At 62.7% G+C, this 24,927-nt stretch carries 16 protein-coding genes and 1 riboswitch; of the genes, 9 read left to right on the forward strand and 7 right to left on the reverse strand.

Annotated elements, in window-relative coordinates; translation table 11 throughout:
• Position 1 precedes the first annotated feature (1 nt).
• The 3 genes from VGM51_01410 to VGM51_01420 all read left to right on the forward strand — a co-directional run bounded on the left by VGM51_01410 (position 2) and on the right by VGM51_01420 (position 5,779).
• Positions 2–628, forward strand: a complete 627-nt coding sequence (locus VGM51_01410) for a ThuA domain-containing protein (protein ID HEY3411694.1) — start codon at positions 2–4, stop codon at positions 626–628.
• 68 nt (positions 629–696) lie between these two features.
• On the forward strand, positions 697–2,829 hold the full coding sequence (locus tag VGM51_01415) for a prolyl oligopeptidase family serine peptidase (protein HEY3411695.1): 2,133 nt from the start codon (positions 697–699) through the stop codon (positions 2,827–2,829).
• A 133-nt stretch (positions 2,830–2,962) separates the two neighbouring features.
• Positions 2,963–5,779, forward strand: a complete 2,817-nt coding sequence (locus VGM51_01420; protein ID HEY3411696.1) for a choice-of-anchor Q domain-containing protein — start codon at positions 2,963–2,965, stop codon at positions 5,777–5,779.
• 216 nt (positions 5,780–5,995) lie between these two features.
• Here the strand turns inward: VGM51_01420 and VGM51_01425 are convergent, their stop codons facing one another.
• Positions 5,996–6,649 (reverse strand): hypothetical protein, encoded by a 654-nt coding sequence (locus VGM51_01425; GenBank protein ID HEY3411697.1) that lies wholly within the window; start codon positions 6,647–6,649, stop codon positions 5,996–5,998.
• 110 nt (positions 6,650–6,759) lie between these two features.
• Positions 6,760–8,610, reverse strand: coding sequence for a long-chain fatty acid--CoA ligase (locus VGM51_01430; protein ID HEY3411698.1), 1,851 nt, complete (start codon positions 8,608–8,610; stop codon positions 6,760–6,762).
• Positions 8,611–8,892: 282 nt separating this feature from the next.
• On the opposite strand from VGM51_01430, the gene VGM51_01435 reads away from it, so the two are divergent.
• Complete coding sequence (locus VGM51_01435; protein HEY3411699.1) at positions 8,893–10,509, forward strand: bifunctional metallophosphatase/5'-nucleotidase; 1,617 nt, start codon at positions 8,893–8,895, stop codon at positions 10,507–10,509.
• Positions 10,506–11,957 carry a PIG-L family deacetylase gene (locus tag VGM51_01440; protein HEY3411700.1) on the forward strand — a complete coding sequence of 484 codons (1,452 nt, stop codon included), beginning with the start codon at positions 10,506–10,508 and terminating at the stop codon, positions 11,955–11,957. The genes VGM51_01435 and VGM51_01440 overlap by 4 nt, the downstream gene beginning before the upstream one ends.
• Before the next feature lie 72 nt (positions 11,958–12,029).
• Here VGM51_01440 and VGM51_01445 read toward each other — a convergent pair whose 3' ends face one another.
• From VGM51_01445 to trpS, 5 genes are all read right to left on the reverse strand, one after another.
• Positions 12,030–13,598 (reverse strand): radical SAM protein, encoded by a 1,569-nt coding sequence (locus VGM51_01445; protein HEY3411701.1) that lies wholly within the window; start codon positions 13,596–13,598, stop codon positions 12,030–12,032.
• 28 nt (positions 13,599–13,626) lie between these two features.
• Positions 13,627–14,454: a prohibitin family protein gene (locus tag VGM51_01450; GenBank protein ID HEY3411702.1), complete on the reverse strand. Its 828-nt coding sequence runs from the start codon at positions 14,452–14,454 to the stop codon at positions 13,627–13,629.
• Positions 14,451–15,461, reverse strand: a complete 1,011-nt coding sequence (locus VGM51_01455) for a prohibitin family protein (protein HEY3411703.1) — start codon at positions 15,459–15,461, stop codon at positions 14,451–14,453. Before VGM51_01455 ends, VGM51_01450 begins: the two co-directional genes overlap by 4 nt.
• 109 nt (positions 15,462–15,570) lie before the next feature.
• Positions 15,571–16,512: a LysR family transcriptional regulator gene (locus tag VGM51_01460; GenBank protein HEY3411704.1), complete on the reverse strand. Its 942-nt coding sequence runs from the start codon at positions 16,510–16,512 to the stop codon at positions 15,571–15,573.
• Between the two features lie 100 nt (positions 16,513–16,612).
• A complete protein-coding gene (gene trpS / locus VGM51_01465) occupies positions 16,613–17,623 on the reverse strand; it encodes a tryptophan--tRNA ligase (protein ID HEY3411705.1) in 1,011 nt (336 codons plus the stop codon).
• 158 nt (positions 17,624–17,781) lie between these two features.
• Between trpS and VGM51_01470 the strand changes: the two genes are divergently transcribed.
• The 4 genes from VGM51_01470 (at position 17,782) to VGM51_01485 (ending at position 24,558) form a co-directional block, all read left to right on the forward strand.
• Positions 17,782–20,553, forward strand: coding sequence for a TIGR03960 family B12-binding radical SAM protein (locus VGM51_01470; GenBank protein HEY3411706.1), 2,772 nt, complete (start codon positions 17,782–17,784; stop codon positions 20,551–20,553).
• Between the two features lie 67 nt (positions 20,554–20,620).
• Positions 20,621–21,688 (forward strand): ADP-ribosylglycohydrolase family protein, encoded by a 1,068-nt coding sequence (locus VGM51_01475; GenBank protein ID HEY3411707.1) that lies wholly within the window; start codon positions 20,621–20,623, stop codon positions 21,686–21,688.
• A gap of 61 nt (positions 21,689–21,749) precedes the next feature.
• A riboswitch (TPP riboswitch) is annotated at positions 21,750–21,842 on the forward strand.
• A 114-nt stretch (positions 21,843–21,956) separates the two neighbouring features.
• Positions 21,957–23,357, forward strand: coding sequence for a phosphomethylpyrimidine synthase ThiC (thiC, locus tag VGM51_01480; GenBank protein HEY3411708.1), 1,401 nt, complete (start codon positions 21,957–21,959; stop codon positions 23,355–23,357).
• A 241-nt stretch (positions 23,358–23,598) separates the two neighbouring features.
• Positions 23,599–24,558 (forward strand): hypothetical protein, encoded by a 960-nt coding sequence (locus tag VGM51_01485; GenBank protein ID HEY3411709.1) that lies wholly within the window; start codon positions 23,599–23,601, stop codon positions 24,556–24,558.
• Positions 24,559–24,927: the final 369 nt, after the last annotated feature.

The following is a 24,927-nucleotide window of genomic DNA, read 5'->3' on the forward strand; positions in this document are numbered from 1 at the left end:
CGTGTCGAAACTGCTTTTGCTCGGCGGATTGACCACCGCTTACCACTATTTCGGCGAGTTGGCGCCGGTCATTACACGTACCATTGCCCCCGCCGGTTTCGAGGTCATCTGCTCGGAAGACCTGTCCGTGCTCAGCGAGGCCAACCTTAAGAACTACGCCGGCGTGGTCAACTACACCACGAACCGTGACCTCTCCGATGAGCAATGGGCCGCCCTCAAGGGCTTCATCCTCGGCGGGGGTGGCTATATCGGCATCCACAATGCCACGGACACGTTCAAGAACCAGCCCGAAGCCATCAAAATGATCGGCGGCATCTTTGTAACCCACCCGGCACAGCTGGATGTTCCCGTGGAGATTGCGGCCCTGCACCCTGTGACCGAGGGCGTCGAACCGTTCACCGTTCACGACGAGCTCTATATCATGGAGCACCACCCGGACACGTATACCCTGCTGGCCAGGACACCGGCCGAAGGGAGCCAGCCGATCGCATGGGTGCGTGAAGAGGGCGGAGGCCGGGTCTTCTATCTGGCGCTGGGGCATAACACCCAGGTGTATGAAAACCCAAACTACGCAAAACTGCTGCAACGCGGCGTCCAGTGGGCCACCCGCTCCGCCGTGACGGCCTGAACCCGCGTATTCCGGATCCGTATGCTGTCACCGCGCGCGCAATGGGTGCCGCGCGGAAGGAGGCCCGAATGGTGCATCGTCTCTTGTGTGCCGCCGCGCTGAGTGCGGCATCTACGGTCGTGGCGGCCCCGCCCGCGCTGCCTCCCACCCCGAAGAAACCGGTTGCCGACGTCTACCACGGGGTCTCGGTGACGGACGACTACCGCTGGCTGGAGGACGGCAACGATCCGGCGGTGCGCAAGTGGAGCGATGCGCAGAACAAGCGCACGCACGCCATCCTGGACGCCCAGCCACAGCGAAGCCCAATCGCGAAGCGGCTGCGCGCGCTCTATGCCGGCAAATCGGTCAGTTACTACGATCTCCAGTTGCGGGGCGGCACGCTCTTCGCCATCAAGAGCCAGCCGCCGAAACAGCAGCCGTTCCTTGTGGCCCTGAAGTCCACGGAGGAGACCAGGTCGGAGCGCATCGTGCTCGATCCCAATTACCTGGACGCCTCCGGTGATACGACGATCGATTTTTACGCTCCGTCGATGGATGGGACCAGGGTCGCGGTCTGCCTCTCGAAAAATGGCAGCGAGGACGGCAGCGTCCATGTGTACGACACCAGGTCCGGCAAGGCGCTTGAGGACATCGTGCCGGGCGTCAACTACCCCACGGCCGGCGGCAGCGTGGCATGGCGCGGCGATGGCGCCGGCTTCTTCTACACGCGCTACCCCAAGGGCGAAGAACGCGCGCCGGAGGACTTGCATTTCTACCAGGAGGTCTTCTTCCACAAGCTGGGACGCCCGCTCTCCGAAGACGCCTATGTGCTGGGCGGTGATTTTCCGCGCATCGCGGAGACGGATTTGGAGACATCGGACGACGGCAGATTCGTCCTGGCCACGGTCTCCAATGGCGACGGCGGCGAATACGCCCACTACGTCCTGCAGCCCTCCGGCTGGTGGGCGCAGGTGACGACCTTCGCCGATAAGATCACAAGCGCCGCCTTCGGGCCGAACGACACGCTCTATCTCCTCTCCCATCAGGGTGCACCGAGGGGCAAGGTTCTGCGCGTTCCGCTGATCGAACCGAAACTCTCGGAGGCAGTGCTGGTGATCCCGCAGAGCGATGCGGTTGTCCGCCAGGTGATCCCCGCGGCGGACCATCTCTATGTTGTGGACGTCATCGGCGGGCCGTCGCGCATCCGGGTCTGCGATCCTGCCGGCAAGCAGACCGCGATTGTGCCGATCCCCCCCGTGAGCGCGGTTGGCGGGGCTCTCCGGGTGGGCGACGCTCTTGTGTATAACGTTTCCTCCTTTACGCTGCCCGGCGCGTGGTACCGCTACGATCCCGCATCCGGGAAGTCCACGCGAACGGCGTTGTTCCGCACGTCGCCCGCCGATTTTGCGGACGCGGAGGTTGTCCGCGCCACCGCTGTGAGCAAGGACGGCACGAAGGTCCCATTGAGCATTCTGATGCGGAAGGGAACGGTACTCGATGGGAAGAACCCGCTCTTACTCACCGGTTACGGGGGCTATGGCATCGTGGAGTCGCCCGGTTTCAACGCGGGCCTGCGGCTGTGGCTCGATGCGGGCGGCATTTATGCCTCGGGGAACATCCGCGGCGGCGGCGAGTTTGGCGAAGACTGGCACCTGCAGGGCAACCTTACGAAGAAGCAGAACGTCTTCGACGACTTCACGGGGTGCGCCCAATACCTGGTGAAGGCCGGATACACGAGCGCGGACAAACTGGCGATCCAGGGGGGCAGCAACGGCGGCCTCCTTATGGGCGCCGTGCTGACGCAGCATCCCGGCCTCTTCAAGGCTGTCGTGAGCCAGGTGGGCGACTACGACATGCTTCGCGAAGAATTGACCGACAACGGCCAGTTCAACGTCACGGAATTTGGCAGCGTGAAAGATCCGGAACAGTTCAAGGCGCTTTATGCCTACTCGCCGTACCACCACGTGAAGGACGGCACGCAGTACCCGGCAGTGTTGTTTACCGCCGGTGATAACGACGGCCGCGTTGCCCCGTGGAACAGCCGAAAGATGACAGCGCGTCTCCAGGCCAGCGGCACGAAGCGCCCGGTGCTGCTGCGGACCAGCGCCAAATCTGGCCACGGCATCGGCGATTCCCTGGATGAAAGCATCGCCGAAGACGCGGACATCTACGCGTTCCTCTTCTGGCAGTTGGGAATGACACTCCCGCCGGCCAAAAAGTGATTCCGGGTTTCGAGTTCCGGGGGCGGAAATTCGGAACCCGGAACGTTGTCCGTTGCCACTCGTCTTCACAAGGGAGCATCGTTGCCCATCGGGAGCCCCACGGGCAGCCAAAACGTCGAAGAGGAGAACCGCTGTGCGCAGAACCTCCAGAGCCCTCGCCGGACTCGCCGGTATTCTGATCGTCGGCCCCGCCGGCGCTGCCACCGTTTACGTCAACCGCGATGCGCCAGGCGTCATCCAGGACGGCGCAACCTGGCAGACCGCTTTCATCACCATCCAGCCCGCCCTGGACGCGGCCAAGCCGGGCGACGAAGTCTGGGTAACCGGCAACCGGTATGCCGGAGGCCTCACGCTCCGCACCCCGCATGTGGCTTTGTATGGCGGCTTCTCCGCCGGTGACACGAACAAAGACCGGCTGAACCCCTCATTCCAAACGCGAATCCTGCCACTCAACGCCGATCCGCTGGTAACCATCACACCGGAAGCGCTCGGCGCCGTCTGGGACAACTTCGATCTGGCACGCGGCGAAGACAGCATGTGGGCGCACTGGGCTACCATCCCTGGCCCCGGAATTATCATCCAGGCGGCCGATTGCACAATCAGACGTGACACGATCCATGGCTGCGGCGCCATCAATGCCGAATCCGGAGGCGTCTCTTGCATGGCAGGTTCCTCGGCGACGTTCGCGGAATGCATCATCTGCAACAACACGGCGAGGGACGGCGGCGGCATCGTCGCGAAGGGCGCCGTGCTGACCGTCGTCAACAGCACCGTGCGGGAAAACGACGCGATGGCTTCCAGCACGAACGCGCCCGAGTACATCTGGGATGGCCGAGGCGGGGGAATCGCGGTACTGGGCGGGTCGGCCAACATCGTCCACACAACGATTACCGGAAACGTCTCCCGGCACGGGGGCGGATTGTGGGCCGATGGCGCCGCCGTTTCCTTCGCGCGCAACTGGGTGGAGGACAACGCCGCCCTTCGCGAATCGCCCAGCAATATGGGGATGGTCGTTCAGGTCTCCGGTGGCGGTGTCGGGCTGAGTAACTGCACCGCGGACGTCCGGAACAACGTGTTCGCACTGAACATGGTCTATGGCGACGCCCTGCCCGGCATCTTCAGCGTTGCCGAGGTGCAGGGGGGCGGACTTGCTTTCATCGGCGGAAGCGGGAGCGTCGTCAACAATACGTTCGTCGGCAACCTGGCCAGCGCTATTGGGCTGCAGTTCAGCGGTAATGGATCCACGTGTATGGGTGGCGGAGCCTCGATATGGGCGACCGCGAACGTGGCCAACAACATCTTCTCTGACAACCGAGCCACGCTTGAGCCTGACTCCACGGCGTACGGTAACGCGCTGGCATCAAACGGAACCGTTCAGGCGTTCAACCTGTATGATACGAATGTCGTGTCGGACCCTTCGCCCAGCCCGTTCGAACACGGCTCCATAGAAGCGAACCCGATGTTCCAGGCGGGGTCGCCCCGGTATAAGCCCATCACCACATCTCCGGCAGTGGACGGTGGGGAGGCGAGCTTCGTGCACCCCGGTGAGGTAGATATTACCGGCGCGTCCCGTATTCAGGGCCTGCGTGTGGACATGGGGGCCTACGAGGCGGCCACGCCGCCTGGTCCCAGCCGTGTTTACGTTTCTCCGTCCGGCAGCGACGCTAACGATGGGACCACTTGGGCGACCGCCAAACAGTCCATCAGGGCTGCGTTGAGGGCCGTCGCGATGGACGGCGCCGTGTGGGTGCGTGAAGGTGTGTATCAGGCAGGCTTAGACATACCCAGCCACGTGTCGTTGTACGGCGGCTTTCAGGGCGCCGAAGACCGGTTGGAACAGCGGGACTACTTCCACCACGCCTCCGTCATCGCGGGAGATGGCGGAGGAACGCTTATCTCCATCTCCAGCACCGCGCAGACCGTCCGAGTGGACGGGTTTACGATCCGCGGCGGAGGCGCAACGGGTGACATGGGTGCTTACAGTGCTAGCGGAATCACCAGTGCCGGGAAGGACGTGGTTATCGTCAACAACACCGTCTCGGATATCGCCGCCAGCTACTACGAGGACAACCCATCGGCATGGGCAAGCGGTATCAACGCAGGCGGCGGTCCAGTGACGATCGCGAACAACTCCGTCCGGAACGTCAGCGCCACGGCCATCCAGGGAATGACGTATCCGCAGTTTTCCAACTACGCCTCCGCCTATGCGGTCGGCATCACCGTGGGCGGAGGAGACGTGACCGTTGCCAACAACGTCGTCGCGGGAGTCACCGCCAGGGTTGGCGGCGCCCCTTCCAATTTCGGGGTCGAGGCGGACGGTATCGCCGGTGGCAACATAGCGGGACGGATCGTGAATAACACAATCGTGAACAGCCATGGATCAGCTGTCTTCTTCAGCTACCCGGCTCCGGACGCGTACGGCTATGGCATCTCTCTCGGAGGAAACACCACGGGTCTCACGGTGGCGAACAATGTCATCGCTTACAACTCAACTGGCGTGAGCGCCTCATCAACCGATGCATTCAGTCACAATTGTTTCTACGGCAACATCTATGGCAGTGCCACCGGAGGCGCGGATCCCATAGGCGTCAACGGCAATATCCTCGCCGATCCGCTGTTTGCGAGCCTGGGAGCCGGCGACTATCACCTGCAGCTTCTATCGCCGTGTGTGGACGCGGGCGATAACGCAGCCGTCTGGGGCGACACGGACCTGGACGGGCGCACTCGCGTCATCGCCGGCACGGTCGACATCGGAGCGTACGAGACAACGTACGCAGCGGCATACACCATTGCGGACGCAGCCAGCGCGCTGCGCATTGCGGCCGGCTTAAGTGCGCCGAGTCCGGCGCTCGTGGGGCGTCTAAACGTAGCGGGGGATAACAGCCGCGTGGATGTGGCTGACGCCGTGCTGCTGGCGCGAAAGGCCGTCGGCAAAGACCGAAACCCGTAATGCGCGGGGTTCGAGCCCCGAGTGTCCCAACTCGGAACCCGGGAACCGGAACTCGGAACTCGGAACTCGGAGCCCGGAACTCGGACCTCGGTGATTCCTTCCGGCAGTTGGGGAACGCATTCTCAAGCCCGAGGCACAGAAAAAGGGGCGCGTTGAGACACGACCCGACACACGGATTCGTGGTGTACACCCAACCGACGCCCCTGTTCATCTGATCTATCGACCAGCTGAACCGTTTTCTGAATCACTTTTTTCCTGGCTCAGCGCCGGTTTGGCAAGATTGCCCACATGGCGCGGGCTCTCCAGCATCACGGACGTTCCGCGGTTGTGAACGAATATCTCCTGTGCCGTTCTCACTTCGCTGTCTCGCTGGATGATGGAATACGTCACCGCGAGGCCCTGCGCCTCGCTGTCGTAGGCGCGGATGCGGCCGCCCCAACTGGTGCGCGGCGCCAGTGGGTGCAGGCTGGGGTGCAGCCTGCGGAACTCCGCGCTGGTCATGCGTGTGGTCGCTCCCTTGTTGGTCACGTACACGAGGCTTTGCGTTGCGATCTGCGCCACGGTGTCCTTCACGTAGTACACCTTAAGCACGTTTCCCCAGTTGCCGTGGCCCAGCGAATCGGTCTGGTACGCTTCAATCGCGCAGCCTGCTTGCTGGTCCATCCACGCGCCGGGTCCCCCGGCCTTGCCCTTCAGAAGCGGCTCGGAACCCACGGCCTCCATGGCGTCGTGGACTTCCTTCACCTTCATACCCAGTGCGATAACGCCGATCCGCTCACCGGGTTGAATTCGGTGCCGCTCAGCGTCTGCCCGCGCGCCGGCGCATGCGACGAGCCCTGTCAGCAGGAATATGTAGCGAGTCAGTCCCATGCGGATTCTCCCCCTCGTGAAAGGAAACCGGTCAGTCTCCACAGTCTCCTGATTTCCGGCTTCCGGAATCTGGCCGGCTCCGTACTTCCTTTGACGGTGGCCGCCTGGCGTTAGTTCATCAAATCCGCCAGGATATCCTTGTACCGGGCCGTCAGCACGTGGCGTTTCACCTTGAGGGTGGGCGTCAACTCCCCGTTTTCGATGCTGAACTCATGATCCATGAGCGCGAACTTGCGCACCTTTTCAAAATCGGCCAGGTGCACGGACAACCGATCGAGTTCTTTCTTGATGAACCGGCGCACCTCCGGGTCCGAGGCCAGCGCTGCGCGGTCCATAGGCGCCCCGTTCTCTTCCTGCAGGCGGTCGAATGCAGGGACGATCAGCGCCACAACGCTCTGGCTCCCGTCGCCCATCAGCGCCAGGTCTGTGATGTACGGACTCGTCTTCAGGTTGGCTTCGATGTCCTGTGGCGCCACCTTTTTCCCGTTGCTCAGGACGATGAGGTCCTTCTTGCGCCCGGTGATGCGGATGAATCCATCCTCGATGTAGGTGCCCAGATCGCCGGTGTGGAACCAGCCGTCGGCGGTGATCGCCTCCGCGGTCGCCTCCGGCTTGCGCCAGTATCCGCGCATCACGTTGCCGCCGCGACACAGTATTTCCCCGTCTTCCGCGATGCGGATTTCGTTATTGTCGCCCGGCAGGCCAACCGAGTTCGGGCGGATGTTGTTCGCGCGATTCGCGATCGCCAGCGAAGACGTTTCCGTCAGGCCGTAGCCCTCGATCATCATCAAGCCGCAGGCGTGGAAAAACTCCATGACGTCACCTGCCAGCGGCGCCCCCGCCGATACCAGATACCTGATGCGCCCGCCGAAGCGTTCCCGGACCGTATGGAGGACGAGCTTGTCCGCCAATGAGCGCTGTATCGCGGTCGCCCGGTCCACCTTGCCTCCGCGCATCTCGATGCGGGCGGCCTTCAGACCCACGCCGATGGCCCAGTCAAACACCTTCTTCTTCTTGGGACCCGCCTTGGCCGCCGCGTCTTCAATCTTTTCCTTCATCTTTTCGTAGAGGCGCGGCATCCCGAGGAAGATCGTAGGCTTGACCTCCACGAAATTGAGTGGCAACTTGGCGATGCGCTCCACGGATGAGGAGCCTTCCACATACACGATTTGCGAACCGCCCGTAAGCGCCAGGTAGTACCCCGCCGCCCGCTCGTAGATGTGGCACAGCGGCAGGAAGGACAGGAAAATGTCCGTCTCGTCCCACGGAATGATCGTCGGGACCCCCGAGATCACATTCATGAAGTTGCCGTGCGTCAACTCCACGCCCTTCGGATCGCCGGTGGTGCCGGAGGTGTAGATGATGGTGGCAAGGTCGTCGGGCGTCACGCCGCTCCACGCTGCCTTGTAGGCATCGTCGGTCAGTGGAAAGTCCCTGCCCAGCGCGATAAACGAGTCCAGATCCCGGACGCCCCCCTCGGCCGCGCCGGAGATGAGCACCACTTCCTCGAGATCGGGGCAGTCCGCGCGGACTGCCTTCACTTTTGCCAGCTGCATGGCGTCGCCGGCGAAAACCGCCTTGGCGCCGGAGTCCCGGAGCATGTACGAAACCTGGTTGGCCGGAAGCGTTGGGTAAATGGGGACAACAACCGCGCCGATGGCGAGAGTGGCGAGGTCTATCCTGGCCCAGTTCATGCCGTTTTCGGAGAGGATCGCAACGCGGTCGCCTTTGTGGATGCCGAGACCGTTGAGCGCGGATGCGATCATTTGTATGTCGGATGCGAGGGCCGCATAGGACATGGGGCGGAACGCGCCGTCCCGTTTGGCGCTCAGTGCGGGCCGGGTGGGGAACCGGCGCACCGAGTCCTGGATCGCCTGGTTGAGTGTTGGTGCAATGTGAACGCCGGCGTTATGTGCGCCGGTGGAAGCACCCTGCGTCGCCACGGTCAAAGCGGACGCCATTGGCTTGTCTCCTTGGCCGGCCCTCGGAGGGCCGGATATTGCTCCGCTTCGCCCAATCGAGCGAAACGGAAGCGTCAGCCGGGCAGCGAATTCGGCGCCGGCCAATGCCTACGTCACAATTAAGATGACTTTATATCATAGCATCTGGGACCGTCATTCGAACCACAGGCCGCCTGCTGTACGCGGCCGCGAAGCCGGAGTTCCGCAGTCGTCCGGGTGTTTTCTGAAGCCTGTTCGCCGGCTGGCGACGCGAACGGCCTCGAACCGCCTAAAATGGAACACATGAAAACCAGAACCTTCATCACCCTGGCTCTCTGCGCCAGTGTGGTCTACCCTGCCACGGCGGCCAAACATTCCGGCGCCGTGCCGGTGCACATCCTCGCCTTGAATGATTTCCACGGACATATCCAGGCCGACCGGACAATCACCGTGCGCGGGCAGAAACTACCCGTCGGCGGAGCGGCGTGGTTGACCGGCATTTTCCGTGCGAGACGCGCGGCGCAGCCAGGTACGCTCCTTGTGGACGCCGGCGATATGGTCGGCGCCAGCCCTCCCGTCTCCAGCCTGTTCCGCGACGAGCCAACGGTCGAATTCCTGAACATGGCCCATTTCGACGTTGGTACGCTCGGGAACCACGAGTTCGACAGGGGCATCCCGGAAATGCGGCGCCTCTGGGGTGGAGGAGTTTCCAAATCCAGCCGCTACTATCCCAGGCCTTTTCCGGGCGCTCGATTCCCCATGATCTGCGCCAACATCCTGGACGAAAAGACCGGGAAGACCCTCTTTCCGCCTTATCTGATCAAGACGGTAGGCGCGGCCCGCGTCGGGTTCATCGGCGCGGTGACCGGCGAATTGGCGGCGGTTACCTCCGCGGCCTCCCGTAAGGGAGTCCGTGAGATTGACCCCGCGACGGCCATCAACCAGTGGGCCCGGTACCTCGGCTCGCACGGTGTCCATTCCATCGTAGTGCTCCTCCATGAGGGCGGCACGCAGGAGCCGCCAACGCCGGAGGGGACGCTCACCGGCGCCGTCCTGGACGTTGCGGACAAACTGGATCAGGACGTGGATGTAGTCGTTTCGGCGCATTCCCATCAGTACACCAACGCGTTTCGCGGGAAACTGCTGATTACCCAGGCGCGCTCCTACGGCTCGGCCTTCGCCGCGATCGATCTCACGGTTGACCTCGCGTCCGGCGACATTGTGCGTAAGAAGGCCACCATCGTGGACGCGGTGCATGATGGGGTAAAGCCGGCGAACGACGTTGCGGCGATGGTCAAATCCTACGAGGATGCCGCCGCGCCTCGCATTAACAAAGTTGTCGGCGAACTCGGCGCAGACATGCCGACGGATCGCGGGCCGAACTCGCTCCTGGGCGCGCTCATCGCGGACGCGCAGCGTGAATCGGTGCATGCGGATGTCGCATTCATGAACCCGGGCGGCGTGCGCGCCGGCCTGACGAAGGGGAAAGTGACTTGGGGCCAGGTCTTCACTTGTCAGCCGTTCAACAACCAGGTGACAGTGCTCCATATGACGGGCGCGCAGATAAAGACGGCGCTCGAGCAGCAGTGGGGAGCCGGCAGTGGCGGTGAGGCGCGAGCGACCGTCCTTTATCCGTCCGGGCTGACCTATGACTTTGATGAATCCCAGCCGTACGGAGCACGGGTGCAAAATCCGACGGTCGGTGGAGCACCGCTAGCGGAAACCCAGGTCTACGCGGTCGCCATGAACTCGTTCCTGGCCGGCGGCGGCGACGGATTCCCTGAATTCGCCACTATCAAGGACCGCAGCCTTGGCCCCAATGACCTCGATGCGCTCATCTCGTACCTGGCGGCGCACCCCGGAGTGATCCCGGAAGCGGGGCGAGTCCATGCCGCGTCAGCGCCGAAAACCGGCGGATGAGGTTCAGAAAACGAACGAACGAGCGTCCTCGCCGCCGCCGTGTGGTGGTGGCGAGGGTGCTCCTGGCCGTCCTGCTCGTCGCGGCGGCCGCGCTGGGAATCGCCGCGTGGCGTATCCGCCAGGCTAACGGGGGTGTCTGGGCGTCGGATCTACACGTCTGGCCACCGCCACGCCGCGGCGACAGAATCCTCATCTTCGCGCCGCACTGCGATGACGAAACCCTTGGCCTGAGCGGCCTCACCCAGCAGGCCGTCGCGGCGGGCGCCGATGTCCGCGTCGTGTTCGTGACCAATGGCGACGGCTTTCCGTATTCCGCCGAACGGGAATACCAGAGGCTCCGCTTGAAGCCGTCCGACTACGTGAAGTTCGGCATGTCCCGCCAAGTCGAGGCGCTTCAGGCGGTCGCGGCATCGGGGGTTGCGCGGAACCACGTCACGTTCCTCGGCTACCCGGATGGGGGCGTCTCGGAACTCTGGCTGCACAACTGGACGCCCGCACGACCGTACAAGTCACGTTTCACATCCCGAACGCGCTCTCCCTATCCCAATAGCCGCACACGCAACGCGGTGTACTGCGGACAGAGCGTGATGAGCGACATTGAAGGCCTCGTCCGCGCATTTCACCCCACACAGGTCTACTGCCCGCATCCCAACGATAACCACGCCGACCATTGGGCGACGTACACGTTCGTAACCGCGGCGCTGTGGCAATTGCGCCGGGACGCGTCCGCCTTCGGGCCGGCCGGCCGGCCGCCCATCGAGGGGCTCTACGTGGTGCATCGGGGCGACTGGCCGGTGCCGCAGGGCTATCACCCGAAATCCGGGCTGCCGCCGCCCGCGGCCCTGCTTCAGGCGGATACGGAATGGAAGCAGATTCCGATCACGCCGGCCCAGGCAGCCGTAAAGCTGAACGCGATCTCGAAATATCGGAGCCAGACGCGTGTGATGAAGCGGTTCCTCATGTCGTTCGTGCGGAAGAACGAACTCGTCGGGACGCGGACGTCTGGACCGCTCACCGTCGTGAAGGATGGGGCCCTTCGCGTCGTGGATGACTGGAAAGACCTGCCGGTCAGCGTCGTGGACCCGGTGGACGATACCGTGCAGACCGAGATCGGCGGATCGGGGGACCTGTCCAGTGTGTCCGTAGCGGAAGACAGCCGGCGCCTCTACATACGGCTGGAGCTGAGAAAACCCATCAGTCCTCGGGTCGCCTATGACGTGTACTGGCACCCGTTGCCCGGCGATGCTTCGGGTACGCGCGGCATGTCACTGCGGCTTGGCGGCCAGCTGCAAGGGCGGGTGTCAGCGGTTGTGCGCGGGAACGTATGGCAGATCGCCGTTCCGCGGCCGCCGGGCGACGCCGTCATGGTGGGCGTCAAGTGCCGCTATCACCGCTTTACGCTGGACAAGACCGGCTGGCGCGTGCTGGAACCGGTATCGGGTTCCTAGTCTCGAGTTCCGAGTTAGCAGATAACCGCGGCGCCGGCCTCCGTGCCGGGTCGTTCACGGCCCGGATTCATGCTACGCTGCGGTTACGCCGACATCCGGGATAACCTGTTCCAGCGGATCCGGGATGAGCCCTGCCAGCACGCGGTTGCGAGTCTTGGTATCGTACTGTTCGTGAGGCATATCCGGCGTAAACTGCTCCTGAACGAGCGCATTCGGACGCTCGATCCGGCGCCCTACGTACTCGCCGTACACGCTGCGGAGGTTCCAGCGTTTTTGCGTGACGGAGAGGTACTTGTTCAACGCGCCCATCAACAGGGACCGGTGCCAGTACCGCCACTTGACGGAATCCACGATCGAAGGCGACAGGCGGCGCCAGGCGCTGGATGCGCTGTAGAACCACCCGAATGCGTCGCGGAGTCCGTGGTACATCTGCTCCTGCGAGATATGCGGGAAGCGGCGAACCGGGTGCGCGGCGTCGTAGTTCTCCCAGTTCCAGTCCGTGATGAGGTTGCCACGCACGGCCGCCTCAAAATCGCGGGCGCCGGGTTCCGGGGTGTTGATGCTGTACTGGGCAAGGTCCAATTTGGCCTTCACTCCCCATTCGGCCGTGCGTTCGAACACGTCGGGGCGCTCCGAGTCATCCACGCCGAAGACAAATGCTCCCAAAACGGCGATGTCGTTGTCATGGCAGCGCCGGATGAGTTCCTCATACCGCGAAGTCTCCATGCTCTTGCCAAGACCACCCGTGATGGATTCAACACCGATGTAAAGCCCCTTACAACCGGAGCGAGCGAAGAGCGGGATGAGCTCGTCCTGGTTGTTGTACAGCGTCATCGCGGTGAGTTCGGTCAGCCATTTAACACCGTGACGCCTGAATATTTCGCACACGCGGCGTGCGTGCTCGCCGTTCTTGTTCGGCAGGAAATTGTCATCAACCACCACGCCCGTCCCACCGAGCCCGTTGCGGCCGACACGAATGGCCTCGCGCTCGATGAGGTCGTAGGCCACCGGGCGGTGGGTGGATCCGTATACATAGGTGACGGAGCAGAACGAGCAGTTGAAAGGGCAGCCGACCGATGTCTGCATGGACCAGTTGCCCAGGTAACCCTTGTGAGGCAGCCAGGACCAGTCGGGGAGGGGGCGCTCCTCAACGATGTTTGCGGAAGCCGGGTGCCGGAAGGCCTGCCGTTCATTGCCGGCGGACGATCGGTGTTGAAGGAGCCAGGCGAGGAGCGCTTTCAGCGTTGAGGGTGCGGTTTCGCCGACGGCTACGGCATCGACGTGGGAGAGCGCCTCCCGCGGTAGCGCCGTCGCGTGGATTCCGCCCATGGCTGTCATAATGCGGGCGCCGGCCGCGCCGATGACCTGCTTCGCCTCGTCCGCCAGCCGGTACGCGCGGGCCGCCGCCGTTGTGAGCGCCGAAAGGCACAGAATGTCCGGACGCTGTACCGCAACGTCGTAGCGCCCCATCGTCATCTCATCCCAGCAGCGAGCGGTGATTCCGTGCCCCTCCAGCACATCGGGAGTCATGGCCTTCAGCAGGCTGATCCCCATGGGCGGCATGGCCGGCCGGCGGCGTTCACCCTCGGGAGCATCGTCCAGGCGATCCGGCGAAACATAATCCACGATAAGCTCTGACATTGTCTCTCGTCCCCCTTGGACGGATTCGCTACTGTGTCCCCGGCACCGGAACGCTTCGCCCGTCGGTCACGATGCTCCGAATGTTGGGCGCGACCTTGCGGATGTACTCGTATGTGGTGACCTTTGCGTTGGCGGCTACGGCCTGCCCCTTCAGGCGGATCGCCTGGGCGTCGCCCTCCGCGAGGATGATCTTGCGCTGCTTTTCCTTCTGCTCCTTCTCGAGGACGTACTTCATCCGCTGCGCATTTTGCTGCGCGATCTGCTTGGAGATGATCGCCTGCTGAAACGCATCCGAGAAATGCACGTCGCGAAGCAGCACCTCATCCACGATGATGTTGCTCTTCGAGAGCTTGTCGGAGAGGCGCCGTTCGATGTTATTTTCGACCGTACGCCGCTCCGCGGAGTACACTTTGGCCGCCGGGAACTCGGCGATGGCGATGCGCGTATGGCTGCGCAACTCGGGGCGGACGATCTTCCCGATGTAGTCCGGTCCGATGTCCTTGTGCAGTCTCCACACGTTGTTCGGGTCCAGGTGGAACCGCACCGTCAGTTCCACGGTAACGGCCTGTCCGTCGGAAGTCAGGGCGCTCATGCTGTCGTCTCCCTTCACTTCGCCCTCCCAGGAGGTCTTGCTCATGGAGTACGTCTGGCGCCGCACGTCATAGAATGAAGGCCGGTCCACGAACGGCGTGATAAGGTGGAAACCCTCGCCCAGCTGCTTCTGCAGCACACCGCGTCCCAGGCTGAAGATGACGACCCGCTGCCCCGCCGGCACGATGACCCAGAAACGGAAAAGGAGGCTGAGGATGATTAGAACGCCCAGCACCACGGGAAGCCGTTTCGCAAAGGCTTTCATTGCTCTTCACCTCCGCTTGGAACAGGCTGGCGGGCGGGCGGCCGGGTGTCTCCGAACACGTCGCCCAGGTTGATGATCGTCTTGCTGTCTGTCACCACTACCCGGACGTTGGGCGGAAGTTGTTGCACGAACTCATACGGCAGCAGCTGCGGGTGCGCGGTAAGGGCCTGCGCTTTCTTCAGGATGGCCGTCGCCTCGCCCTGGGCCTCGATGATCTTCTGCTGGCGCTCGGAATCGGCTCTCTGAACCTCGAACACCATCTGCTGTGCGGCTTGCTGAGCCACCTGTTTCTGTTCGATGGCGCTCTGAAATTCCGGCGGGAAGCGGATGTCGCGAAGCAGGACCTCCTCGAGGATCAGGTAACTGAGGGCCAACCGGTCCCGCAGTTCCCGTGTGATCTGCTCCACGATCACCTGGCGGCGGCCCGAATAGACGTCCAGAACAGGATACTCGGCGAACGCCATGCGGGCGATCGACCTTGCCTCCGGCCGGACGATCTTGTCCACATATTCGGGGCCGATGTCTTGGTGAAGGCGCCACACGTTCGCCGCGTCGACCTTGAAGCGTACCGAGAGATCGACGGTAACCGGCAGGCCATCGGACGTCAGCGCGATGAGGGAGTCGTCGGGGACCTGTCCTTCCGGGGTGGACTGGTCGGATTCGTGCCGGCTGCTTTCGTTCCCTCCGGCGCTCATGGTGTACGTGCGTTGCTGGATGTTGTAGATCGTCGGTTCCCAGATGATGGGGAGGTTGAAATGAAGTCCTTCGTCCAGCTGGTACGGCTTGACTCCGGAAAGCTTGCTGTAGATGACTGCCCGCTCGCCCGCCTGCACGACAACGAAGCAGTCGCGCACGAAGGCGATCGCCAAGATCACTGCGAGAGCGACGATGATACCGCGCCACGGGATCCGCGGCATCTGCGGTGGAGTGGAGATCTTCGGCCTCTGCGGCGGCTTGACGCCGCCTCCGCCCCTGGGATCGGGCGGGTTGATCGGAACCCCTGTCATTTTGTCCTGCCTCCTCGGTGAGAGATACGTCTCCGCGTTACGAAAGGGTTACAGGAAACTCCGGCAAATGCGCGAAGAGCGAGGATTCCCTCGCCCTTCGCCGGTCAGGTTATACCACAACAACCCGGTTGTCCGTTCCTTCGAGGACGGCATGGGGGGGAGCGACCTCCTTATCCGTCAACAGAGCTAGGAATGCCTGAACGGGTCGGGATAGCGGCTGTCCTTTACGATGGATGATGCCCAGCGGGCGCAGGAAGCAGTAGTCGGACAGGCGCAGGATTCGGAGATCCATCCGGCCGCCCTCGTCCAGCACGCTGTACTGCGGCACAAGCGCGACACCCATGCCCACTTCGACCATCTTCTTCATGATCTCGACGTTATCGCATTCCATCTTGATGCTCACACGGACGCCGTGCTGCGTCAGCACACCGTCTGTCGCGCGCCGCGTCGGGATGCTGCTGTCGAAGGCGATCATATCACACCCATTGAGTTCCTCCAGGCGGAGGCTGTCCGTGTGTGTGAGGGCTAGTGGGTGCTCCGGATAGGTGATGACCACCATTTCATCCTCGAGGAACGGTATGGTGATCAGGCTGTCGCGCGGTTCCGGGTACGCAACCAATCCGACGTCGGCCGCGCCCTGGTTCACCAATTGATACACCGTATCCGACGGGTGGTACTCGATGTGTACGTGGACTTCGGGGTACTTGCGGATGAACCGCTTCAGGTAGGCCGGCAGTTCGTGGAGGCCGACGCTGTGAATGGCGGCGACGCGGATCGTGCCCACCATCAGCCCCTTGCGCTCTTGCAATATCTGCTTCGCTTCGGTGGCGCGGGCGATGATATCGCGCGCGTAGCCGGCGAGTATCTGGCCTTCCTCCGTAACGAGGACGCGGCGTGTGGTCCTCTCCAGGAGTTTAGTTCCCAGTTCCGCTTCCAGGCGCTGAATCTGAAGCGATACCGCCGGCTGGGTGAGCTTGTTGTGCTCGGCCACGCGCGTGAAAGATCCCTCTCGCACCAGATCCAGGAAGAGTCTCAATTGGTTCAGTTCCATGGCAATCTACCTTCCCTCACTCCGTGTAATGACGGCCTTCCACCATTTCAAGGCCCGGCTCACAGTCGTCTTTATGCCGTCGTATACGGGCGGCAATCGGTCAACCCCAGGCGAGTCCGACGGCGGCGTTCACGCGGTCCATCACCCCCCGGGCCACAGTGTGCGCGCGGGCGGCTCCGTCGGCCAGTATGCCTTCCAGAATCTTCGGCGTCTCCATGTATTCGGCCATCCTGGCCTGCAGTGGCGCCAGGCCTTCTACCACCACCTCGGCCAGGTCCTTCTTGAAGTCGCCGTAGCCCTTGCCCACATAACGTTCCTGCACGGCGGGGATGGGTTCGCCGGCCATCAAGCTGTAGATCGTGAGAAGGTTGGCCAGCGCCGGCTTGTCCTCGGCGTACAAAACTTCCGTGCCGCTGTCCGTCACGGCCTTACGGATCTTCTTGCGGATCGCGTCCGGGGTGTCGGTAAGCAGGATATAGCTGCCGGCGGACGGGTTGGACTTCTCCATCTTGCGGCTGGGGTCTTCGAGGCTCATGATGCGGGCGCCCGCCTTCGGGATCACCGGCTTCGGCACCACCAGCGTCTGGCCGTAACGGTGGTTGAAACGGATCGCGAGATCCCGGCAAAGCTCCACGTGCTGCTTCTGATCCTCGCCCACAGGAACCTCGTCGGTGTCGTACAGCAGGATATCGGCGGCCATCAGGATGGGGTAGTTCAGCAGCCCCGCTCCGATGGACTCCTCCTTGGTCTTGGACGTCTTGTCCTTGAACTGCGTCATCCGATGGAGTTCGCCGTAATAGGTGATGGTATTCAGCACCCAGGCGAGCTCGGTGTGTTCGTGAACGTCGGACTGCACGAAGACGATGGCGCGCTCGGGGTCGATTCCGGCGGCGAGGTACACCGCGGCCACGTGGCGCGTGTTGGCGCGCAGCTCCGCGGGGTCCATCTTGATGGTGATGGCGTGCTGGTTAACCACACAGAAGACGTTGTCTTTCTGATCCTGGCTGGCCACCCAGTTCTTTACGGCGCCGAGGTAGTTGCCAAGTGTCAGGGTTCCGGTGGGCTTGATCCCGGAAAAGACGCGCGCCCGGTGCGGTATGGTGTTCGACATTTGCTTCTCTGAAATCTGCCATACGGCAGGGTAATCAATCGTACTAATATTATGCGAACACCGTCATCTATAAACCAAGTAGATAATCAGGATTCCATTTGGACTCCTCGGGTATCATGGGAAGAGCGAGCCGCGCCTCGCACCGAGAGAGGAAACAAATGCCATTTACATATACCAGCCTGAAGCAACGCGTCGAGGAAGATGTGCTGCCCCGCGTGCAGAAGCCCAGCCGATACCTGGGGACCGAATTGAATACCGTCCACAAGGATCCAACCGGCGTGCGCACGCGGGTCTGCCTGGCGTTCCCCGATATGTACGATCTGGGGCTGAGCAACCTCGGCATTCTGATCCTCTACAACATCCTGAACGCCCGCGATGACGTATGGTGTGAGCGCGCTTACGCTCCCGCGCCGGATCTGGAAACACTCCTGCGCGCCGAAACGATTCCCCTGTTCAGCGTAGAGAGCAAGACGTCGCTCAAGGACTTCGACCTGCTGGGTTTCACGCTCCAGTACGAGCTCACGTATACGAACATCCTCAATATGCTCGACCTTGCGGCGATACCGCCCTTGAGCGCCGACCGCACGGACGAGGACCCCATCGTCATCGCCGGCGGACCCTGCGTCTTCAACCCGGAACCGCTCGCCGATTTCATCGACGCCTTCGCCATCGGCGACGGCGAGGACGTGGTTCTGGACATCGTGGACGCGACTGAGCGGACGAAGGGCCGGCCGCGCGCTGAGCGCATCGCGGCCCTGGCCGAAATCGACGGGGTCTACGTTCCCGCGATGTACCCGATGAAAACCATCGAGGGCGGTTGGGTTGTGCCGGACCTGGAAAACGCTAAGCCCATCCAGAAGCGAATTGTCCGCGACCTGAATGAGGCCGCGTTTCCGACGAAGTACATTGTGCCGTTTACCGAACAGGCGCACGACCGGGTGAGCCTCGAAGTCCTTCGCGGCTGCACACAGAGCTGCCGTTTCTGCCAGGCGGGCATCACGACCCGCCCGGTGCGCGAGCGCAGCCTCGAAAAGCTCGACACCCTGATGCGCGACACGATGGACTCCACCGGCTATGAGGAATACGCGCTCAGCAGCCTCAGCACGTGCGACTACAGCCAGGTCCGTGCCCTTGTCGCGCAGAGCGTGACCGCCGCGATGCAGCGAGGCGCTTCCGTGGGCCTCCCGAGCCTTCGCATGGACTCCTTCAGTGTGGAGCTGAGCGACATGGTCCGCACCATCCGCCAGACCGGCCTCACCTTTGCGCCCGAAGCCGCGACCAACCGTATGCGCGCCGTGATCAACAAATGGATCCCGGATGACGCCCTCCTGAGCATGACCGCTGAAGTGTTTGCGCGTGGATGGGATTCGGTGAAGCTGTATTTCATGATCGGCCTTCCCACGGAGACGGACGAAGACGTGGAGGCCATTGGGAAACTGGCGAACGCGGTTCTTAAGCGCGGTCGCTCCGTCAATCGCCGCGCCAAAATCAACCTGGGCGTCAGCACGTTTATCCCCAAACCCCATACGCCGTTCCAGTGGGACCGCCAGATCAGCGTTGAGGAAACGAAGCACAAACAGCACATCCTGCGCGATATTCTAGGGCGCAGCGGTCCGCGATTCGGGCATCACGATGCGCAGACCTCGTTCCTTGAGGGCATCTTCTCGCGCGGCGACCGCCGCACGGGCCGCCTGGTCTACCTCGCGTGGAAGAACGGCTGCCGGTTCGACGGCTGGAGCGAGTACCTGCGCTGGGACCTTTGGGAAGCCGCCATCACCGAATGGGGCCTCGATCCGGACGACTACCTCGCCGCGATCCCGCTCGACCGGCCGCTGCCTTGGGACCACATCGATATCTACGTCACCAAGCAGTACCACCTGGACGAATACGCCCGGAGCCGCGAGGGCGGCCTGACGGGCGACTGCCGCTATACCAAATGCAACGACTGCGGCGTGATCCACGACGAGACCAAGGCTTGCGCCACGATGCTCAAGACCACGCGGGAAGGCATCAAGATCGAGCGCAACTGGGTGAGGCCGGCGCATCTTGGCGGCAGCATCCGGCATCCGGCAGCCAGCATTCAGGAGCAGGAATCCGACGCTCAGCCCTCGACCCCCAGTCCTCAGCCCATCGCTCGTGGCCAGGGCGGCGCGCCCATCTTCCCCGTGGGGCGGGCCTCCGTGCCCGCCGACAGCATCCAGCATCCAGCATCCAGCATTCAGGATGCAGCCGAAGACGGCAGGCATCCTGAGCGGAGCGAGGAACGAGCGGAGTCGAAGGACCTTGTGTCTCAGCCCTCAGCCCACAGCCCTCGGCCCTTGACGCATCGCCTCGTCATCACCTTCGCCAAGCGCGGCTCCCTGCGCCACCTAAGCCACCTGGAAATGGCGCGCGCGTTCCAGCGTACGCTTCGGCGCGCCGGCCTGCCGGTCGCGATGAGCCAGGGCTTCCACCCGCAGCCGAAACTTGCGTTCGCCACCCCGCTGCCAACCGGCATGGAATCCAACGCGGAACTGGCCGACGTAACGCTCACCGAAGTCGTCTCGCCCGAGGACTTCGTGCGCCGCTTCAACGCCGTGGCCGTGGACGGCCTGGAGGTCTTGAGCGCGAAGGTGATCGAGGAACCATCAGGTCCCAGCCTGATGGCGCGCGTGGTTGCCGAGGAGTATGAGGTCGAAGTGAACGGCGACACGCCGGACCGCGTCTCCGCTTTCCTCGCGGAAGGCGCTCACGAGGTCACGCGAAAGACCAAGAACGGCCCCAAGGCGGTCAATATCCGGGCATTGGTAGAGCGGCTGGATTATTCGGATGGCCATCTCACGATGCGCTTGAAGAACGTCCCCGGCGCCAAGGGCCGCCCGGAGGAGATCCTCACCGCGCTGGGCATCGAAGCCCGCGCGCGCAAGGTGCTGACCGTGTTGGGAGAGTAGGCGCAGGCTTCTGGGCGGAACGTTGTGTCTGAACGATTCCCGAGGCGCTCAAGTCATATTATTCGATATGACTGAAGCACGATGGCAAGACGCGATTGCCGGTTGCCTGCTGGGCGGCGCCGTTGGCGATGCCGTTGGCCTCGCTTGCGAGGGCCTGACCCCCCGCCGGCAGGCCCTATTGTTCCCCGACACAGACGGGCCGCGCCTGCTGGGGCGGCGCGGCATGGTGTCCGACGACACCGAGCACGCTTTGATGACTGCTCTCGCGGTGTTGGCTTCGGGCGATGACACCGCGGAATTCGCGGCCTGCCTGGCGCGACAATTGCGGAAGTGGATTTTGGAATTGCCGGCGGCCACCGGGCTGGCGACGCTGAAAGCCTGTATGCGCCTGCTGGCAGGATACGGACCAGATCGCAGCGGGGTGTTTTCCGCCGGTAACGGGCCGTGTATGCGAGCTCCCATCCTGGGTGTGTGCTTCCACGACGACTCAGCCAGACTCGCCGCGATGGTGAGGGCGTCAACGCGCATCACGCACACCGATCCCAAGGCCGAGTGGGGCGCCCTGGCCGTCGCGATGGCGGCGGCACACGCCGCCCGCGAAGGAGCCATTGCCCCACCGGATTTTGCGGCTTTCGTCGAGGCGGCGTTGCCGGTCGAGGCTGTTGAACTCTTCGCACTGGTGAAGTCAGCGCAGGAGAGCGCGCAGCGCGGCGACACGACCGAACGCTTCGCGGCAAACTGCGGCTTCGACCACGGTGTCAGCGGATACGTCTACCACACCGTGCCGGTAGCGCTTCACGCGTGGATGCGGTCTCCAAATGACCTTCGGACAGCGGTCCTCGCCACGGTCCGGTGTGGGGGCGACACGGACACCGTGGCGGCAATCGTCGGAGGCATCATCGGAGCTGGAACCGGCCGAGCGGGAGTTCCTCAAGACTGGTTGGACAGGCTCATGGAATGGCCTCGCACGGTCGGCTGGATGGAGTCCATGTCCGGGCAATTGGCTCGCGCTCGAAACGGACGGACCTCTGGCGCATACCGCGACGCGCCATACCCGGCGGTTCTGCTGCGCAATGTGTTCTTCGCGGCGCTGGTGATAGTTCACGGCTTCCGGCGGCTGGCCCCGCCGTACTGAGGGGACTGCGCACCTCGATTTGCGCCATTCCCCCCGCCGCGCTATAATCGAATCCAGTACAACACGCCGCTAGGGGCGCCCCACAAAGGCTGAGAATGAACCCTTGGAACCTGATCCGGATAATGCCGGCGCAGGGAAGCGGAGACGACATTTCATTTGAGAATGGCCGCCTCCGGGCGGCCCTTTTTGGTTCCGGGTTTCGAGTTCCGGGTTCCGAGATAGCCTTCTCGGAACCCGGAACTCGGAACTCGAAACTGTGGAGACTGGAATGAGAGATTACCTGGCTGCCCGCAAGGGCCAACCCAACGTGAGCCAGTTGCACTACGCCCGCAAGGGCGTGATAACGGAAGAGATGCATTTTGTGGCCGCGCGCGAGGGCCTAACTCCGGAGTTCATCCGTGACGAAGTCGCCCGCGGCCGAATGATCATCCCCGCCAACATCAACCACCCCGAGGTGGAGCCGATGGCGATCGGGATGAATGCCCGCTGCAAGGTCAATTCGAACATCGGCAATAGCGCCGTTACCAGCAACATCGAGGGCGAGGTTGAGAAACTCCAGTGGTCGATACGCTGGGGCGCGGACACGCTGATGGACCTCTCCACCGGCGGCGACATCCCCGCCATCCGCGAGGCCATCCTGCGCAACAGCAAGATCCCCATCGGCACGGTACCCCTGTATGAAGCGTTGGCGCGCGTGCCGACTGTGTATGACCTCAACATCGATGTCATGCTGGAGGTCATCGAGGACCAGGCCAAGCAGGGCGTAGACTACATGACCATTCATGCCGGCGTCCTGCGCCGATACGTGCCGATGACGCTCAGCCGCATCACCGGAATCGTCAGCCGCGGCGGCAGCATCATGTCGGAATGGTGCGTCTACCACGAGCAGGAGAATTTCCTCTATACGCATTTCGACGACATCTGCGAGATCTTCAAGAAGTACGACGTGTCGTTCAGCCTCGGCGACGGACTGCGCCCGGGCTGCATCGCGGACGCCAGTGACCAGGCGCAGTTCGCTGAACTGGACACCCTGGGCGAACTCACCCAGCGCGCGTGGGAGCACGACGTGCAGGTGATGGTCGAGGGCCCGGGCCACATCCCGATCCATGAGGTCGTGATGAACGTTGAGCGCGAGATGGAGGTCTGCAAGGAGGCTCCGTTCTATGTGCTGGGTCCGCTGGTAACCGACGTGGCGCCCGGCTACGACCACATCACGAGTTGTATCGGCGCGGCTATCGCGGGTGCGGCGGGCACGGCGATGCTGTGCTATGTGACTCCCAAGGAGCATCTGGGACTGCCGGACAAGGAAGACGTGAAGGCCGGCCTCATCGCCTACAAGATCGCGGCCCATAGCGCCGACATCGCCCGCAAGCGTCCCGGCGCGCAGGACTGGGACGACGAGCTTTCCCGCGCGCGCTTCTCGTTCGACTGGGACCGCCAGTTCGATCTCGCCATCGACCCTGATACCGCGCGCAGCATGCACGATGAAACGCTGCCGCAGGAGGGCGCCAAGGCGGCCCATTTCTGCAGCATGTGCGGCCCCAAGTTCTGCGCGTATGAGATCTCCCAGCGCGGCCGCGGGCTGATGCACCAACTGGCCGTGGCGGAATCGCCGTCTGAGAAGCCGGTGGACACGTTCAAGGTGCCGGCAGGCGCGCCAGGGGCGTAGGATTTGACGATCACGCCGTGGTAACGTTGAGGGGAGGCGGATGTGCAAGCCTCCCCTCATTTCGTGTTGCGAAGCATGACGCTGCCACCAGAATGTAGCCCTGAGCGGCTGCGATTTTTCGCGGACAATCTCAATCCGGCCAATCAGCTATAACGCTTTACTCGATGCTGTGGCATCGATCATGTATCGTTCGTGATGAGACCATAATCCAATCCAGCGAGAGACCAGGAGCACGCGAACAATGACGCGCTTCGACGATTACCCGTTTCTGCGAAATGTGAAGTCACCGATTACCGATGTTCAACTCCGTCCTCTCGACCCTCGGTGCCGATGTGTTCAGTTTGACTCACCGCTCACGGAATCGGACCACGCAAAACTTGCGGAATTTCTCGGCGACTATCCCACGGTCCCGCTCCGCGTCTACGGACACTACTCGCGCCCATTGCCGAACCTCTCTTTTCTGAGGCACTACCCTTTCCTTTCCGGATTTCAGGTGGATGTCTACCACCTTGAGACAACCGAAGGGATAGAGGAACTGCCAGAATCCTTGGAGTTCTTTGCATTTGGTCAGACAAAGACCCGACGGATCTCCCTCGGTTTTCTGAAGCGATTCAGTCGCCTGAAAGAGCTGTATCTGGAGGGTCACACGAAGACCCTCGACGTCATATCCGATCTCTCACATCTAGAGGAATTGACCCTTAGGTCGATTTCTCTGCCCGACCTGACCCTCCTCTTGCCTTTGAGGCATTTATGGTCGCTCGACATCAAACTCGGTGGAACGACGGACTTGCGACTCTTACCGCTGATCGGAGAGCTCAAGTACCTTGAATTGTGGATGATCAGAGGTCTGCAGGATCTGAGCGTGATTGCCGAGGTCACCACCTTACAGAATCTGCTTCTCCAGGCACTCAAGAACGTCACGGCCCTTCCTTCATTCCGACCCCTTCGCTGTCTGCGGCGAGTGACCCTCGATACGATGAAGGGACTCACCGATCTGTCGCCTGTAGCTGATGCGCCTGCCTTAGAAGAACTATTTGTTTTCGCCGGCAACCAGTTGAAGCCTGATGACTTCCGGCCGTTTCTAGGACACCCGACACTGAAGGCAGCAGTCATTGGTCTTGGTAGCCTTCGCAAGAACGATCAGGTTCGGGAAATACTCAGTCTATCGGACTACTCCCGTACGGAGTTTACCTACGGCTGATCCGGCGGACCTTCGCACTGAGGAGACCCTAGCCGCCCCCATTTTCTGCGCCTACGAGATCAGCCAGCGCAGCCGCGGGCTGATGGATCAACTGCCGGTCAGCGAAGCGCCTTCGGAGAAGCCGGTGGACACATTCAAGGTCCCCGCCGGCGCGCCGGGGGCGTAGGCCGCCCGTCATCGTGTTGTGATAGAATAGGGGTGAGACGTACTGCACGCCTCACCCCTTCTCATGTACGCCGGGCATGCGCCCGTTCTCGGAGGTGAAAGTCCTCTACGGTAAAGGGAATCGGAACCGTTAAGCGACGGCAAGGGCGTCACCGCGAGGTGGGGTCTGAAGGAAGCCAGAGCCACAGCCACGACCCGACGAAC

The sequence above is a fragment of the Armatimonadota bacterium genome (assembly GCA_036504095.1).
Classification (GTDB): Bacteria; Armatimonadota; DTGP01; order JAKQQT01; family JAKQQT01; genus DASXUL01.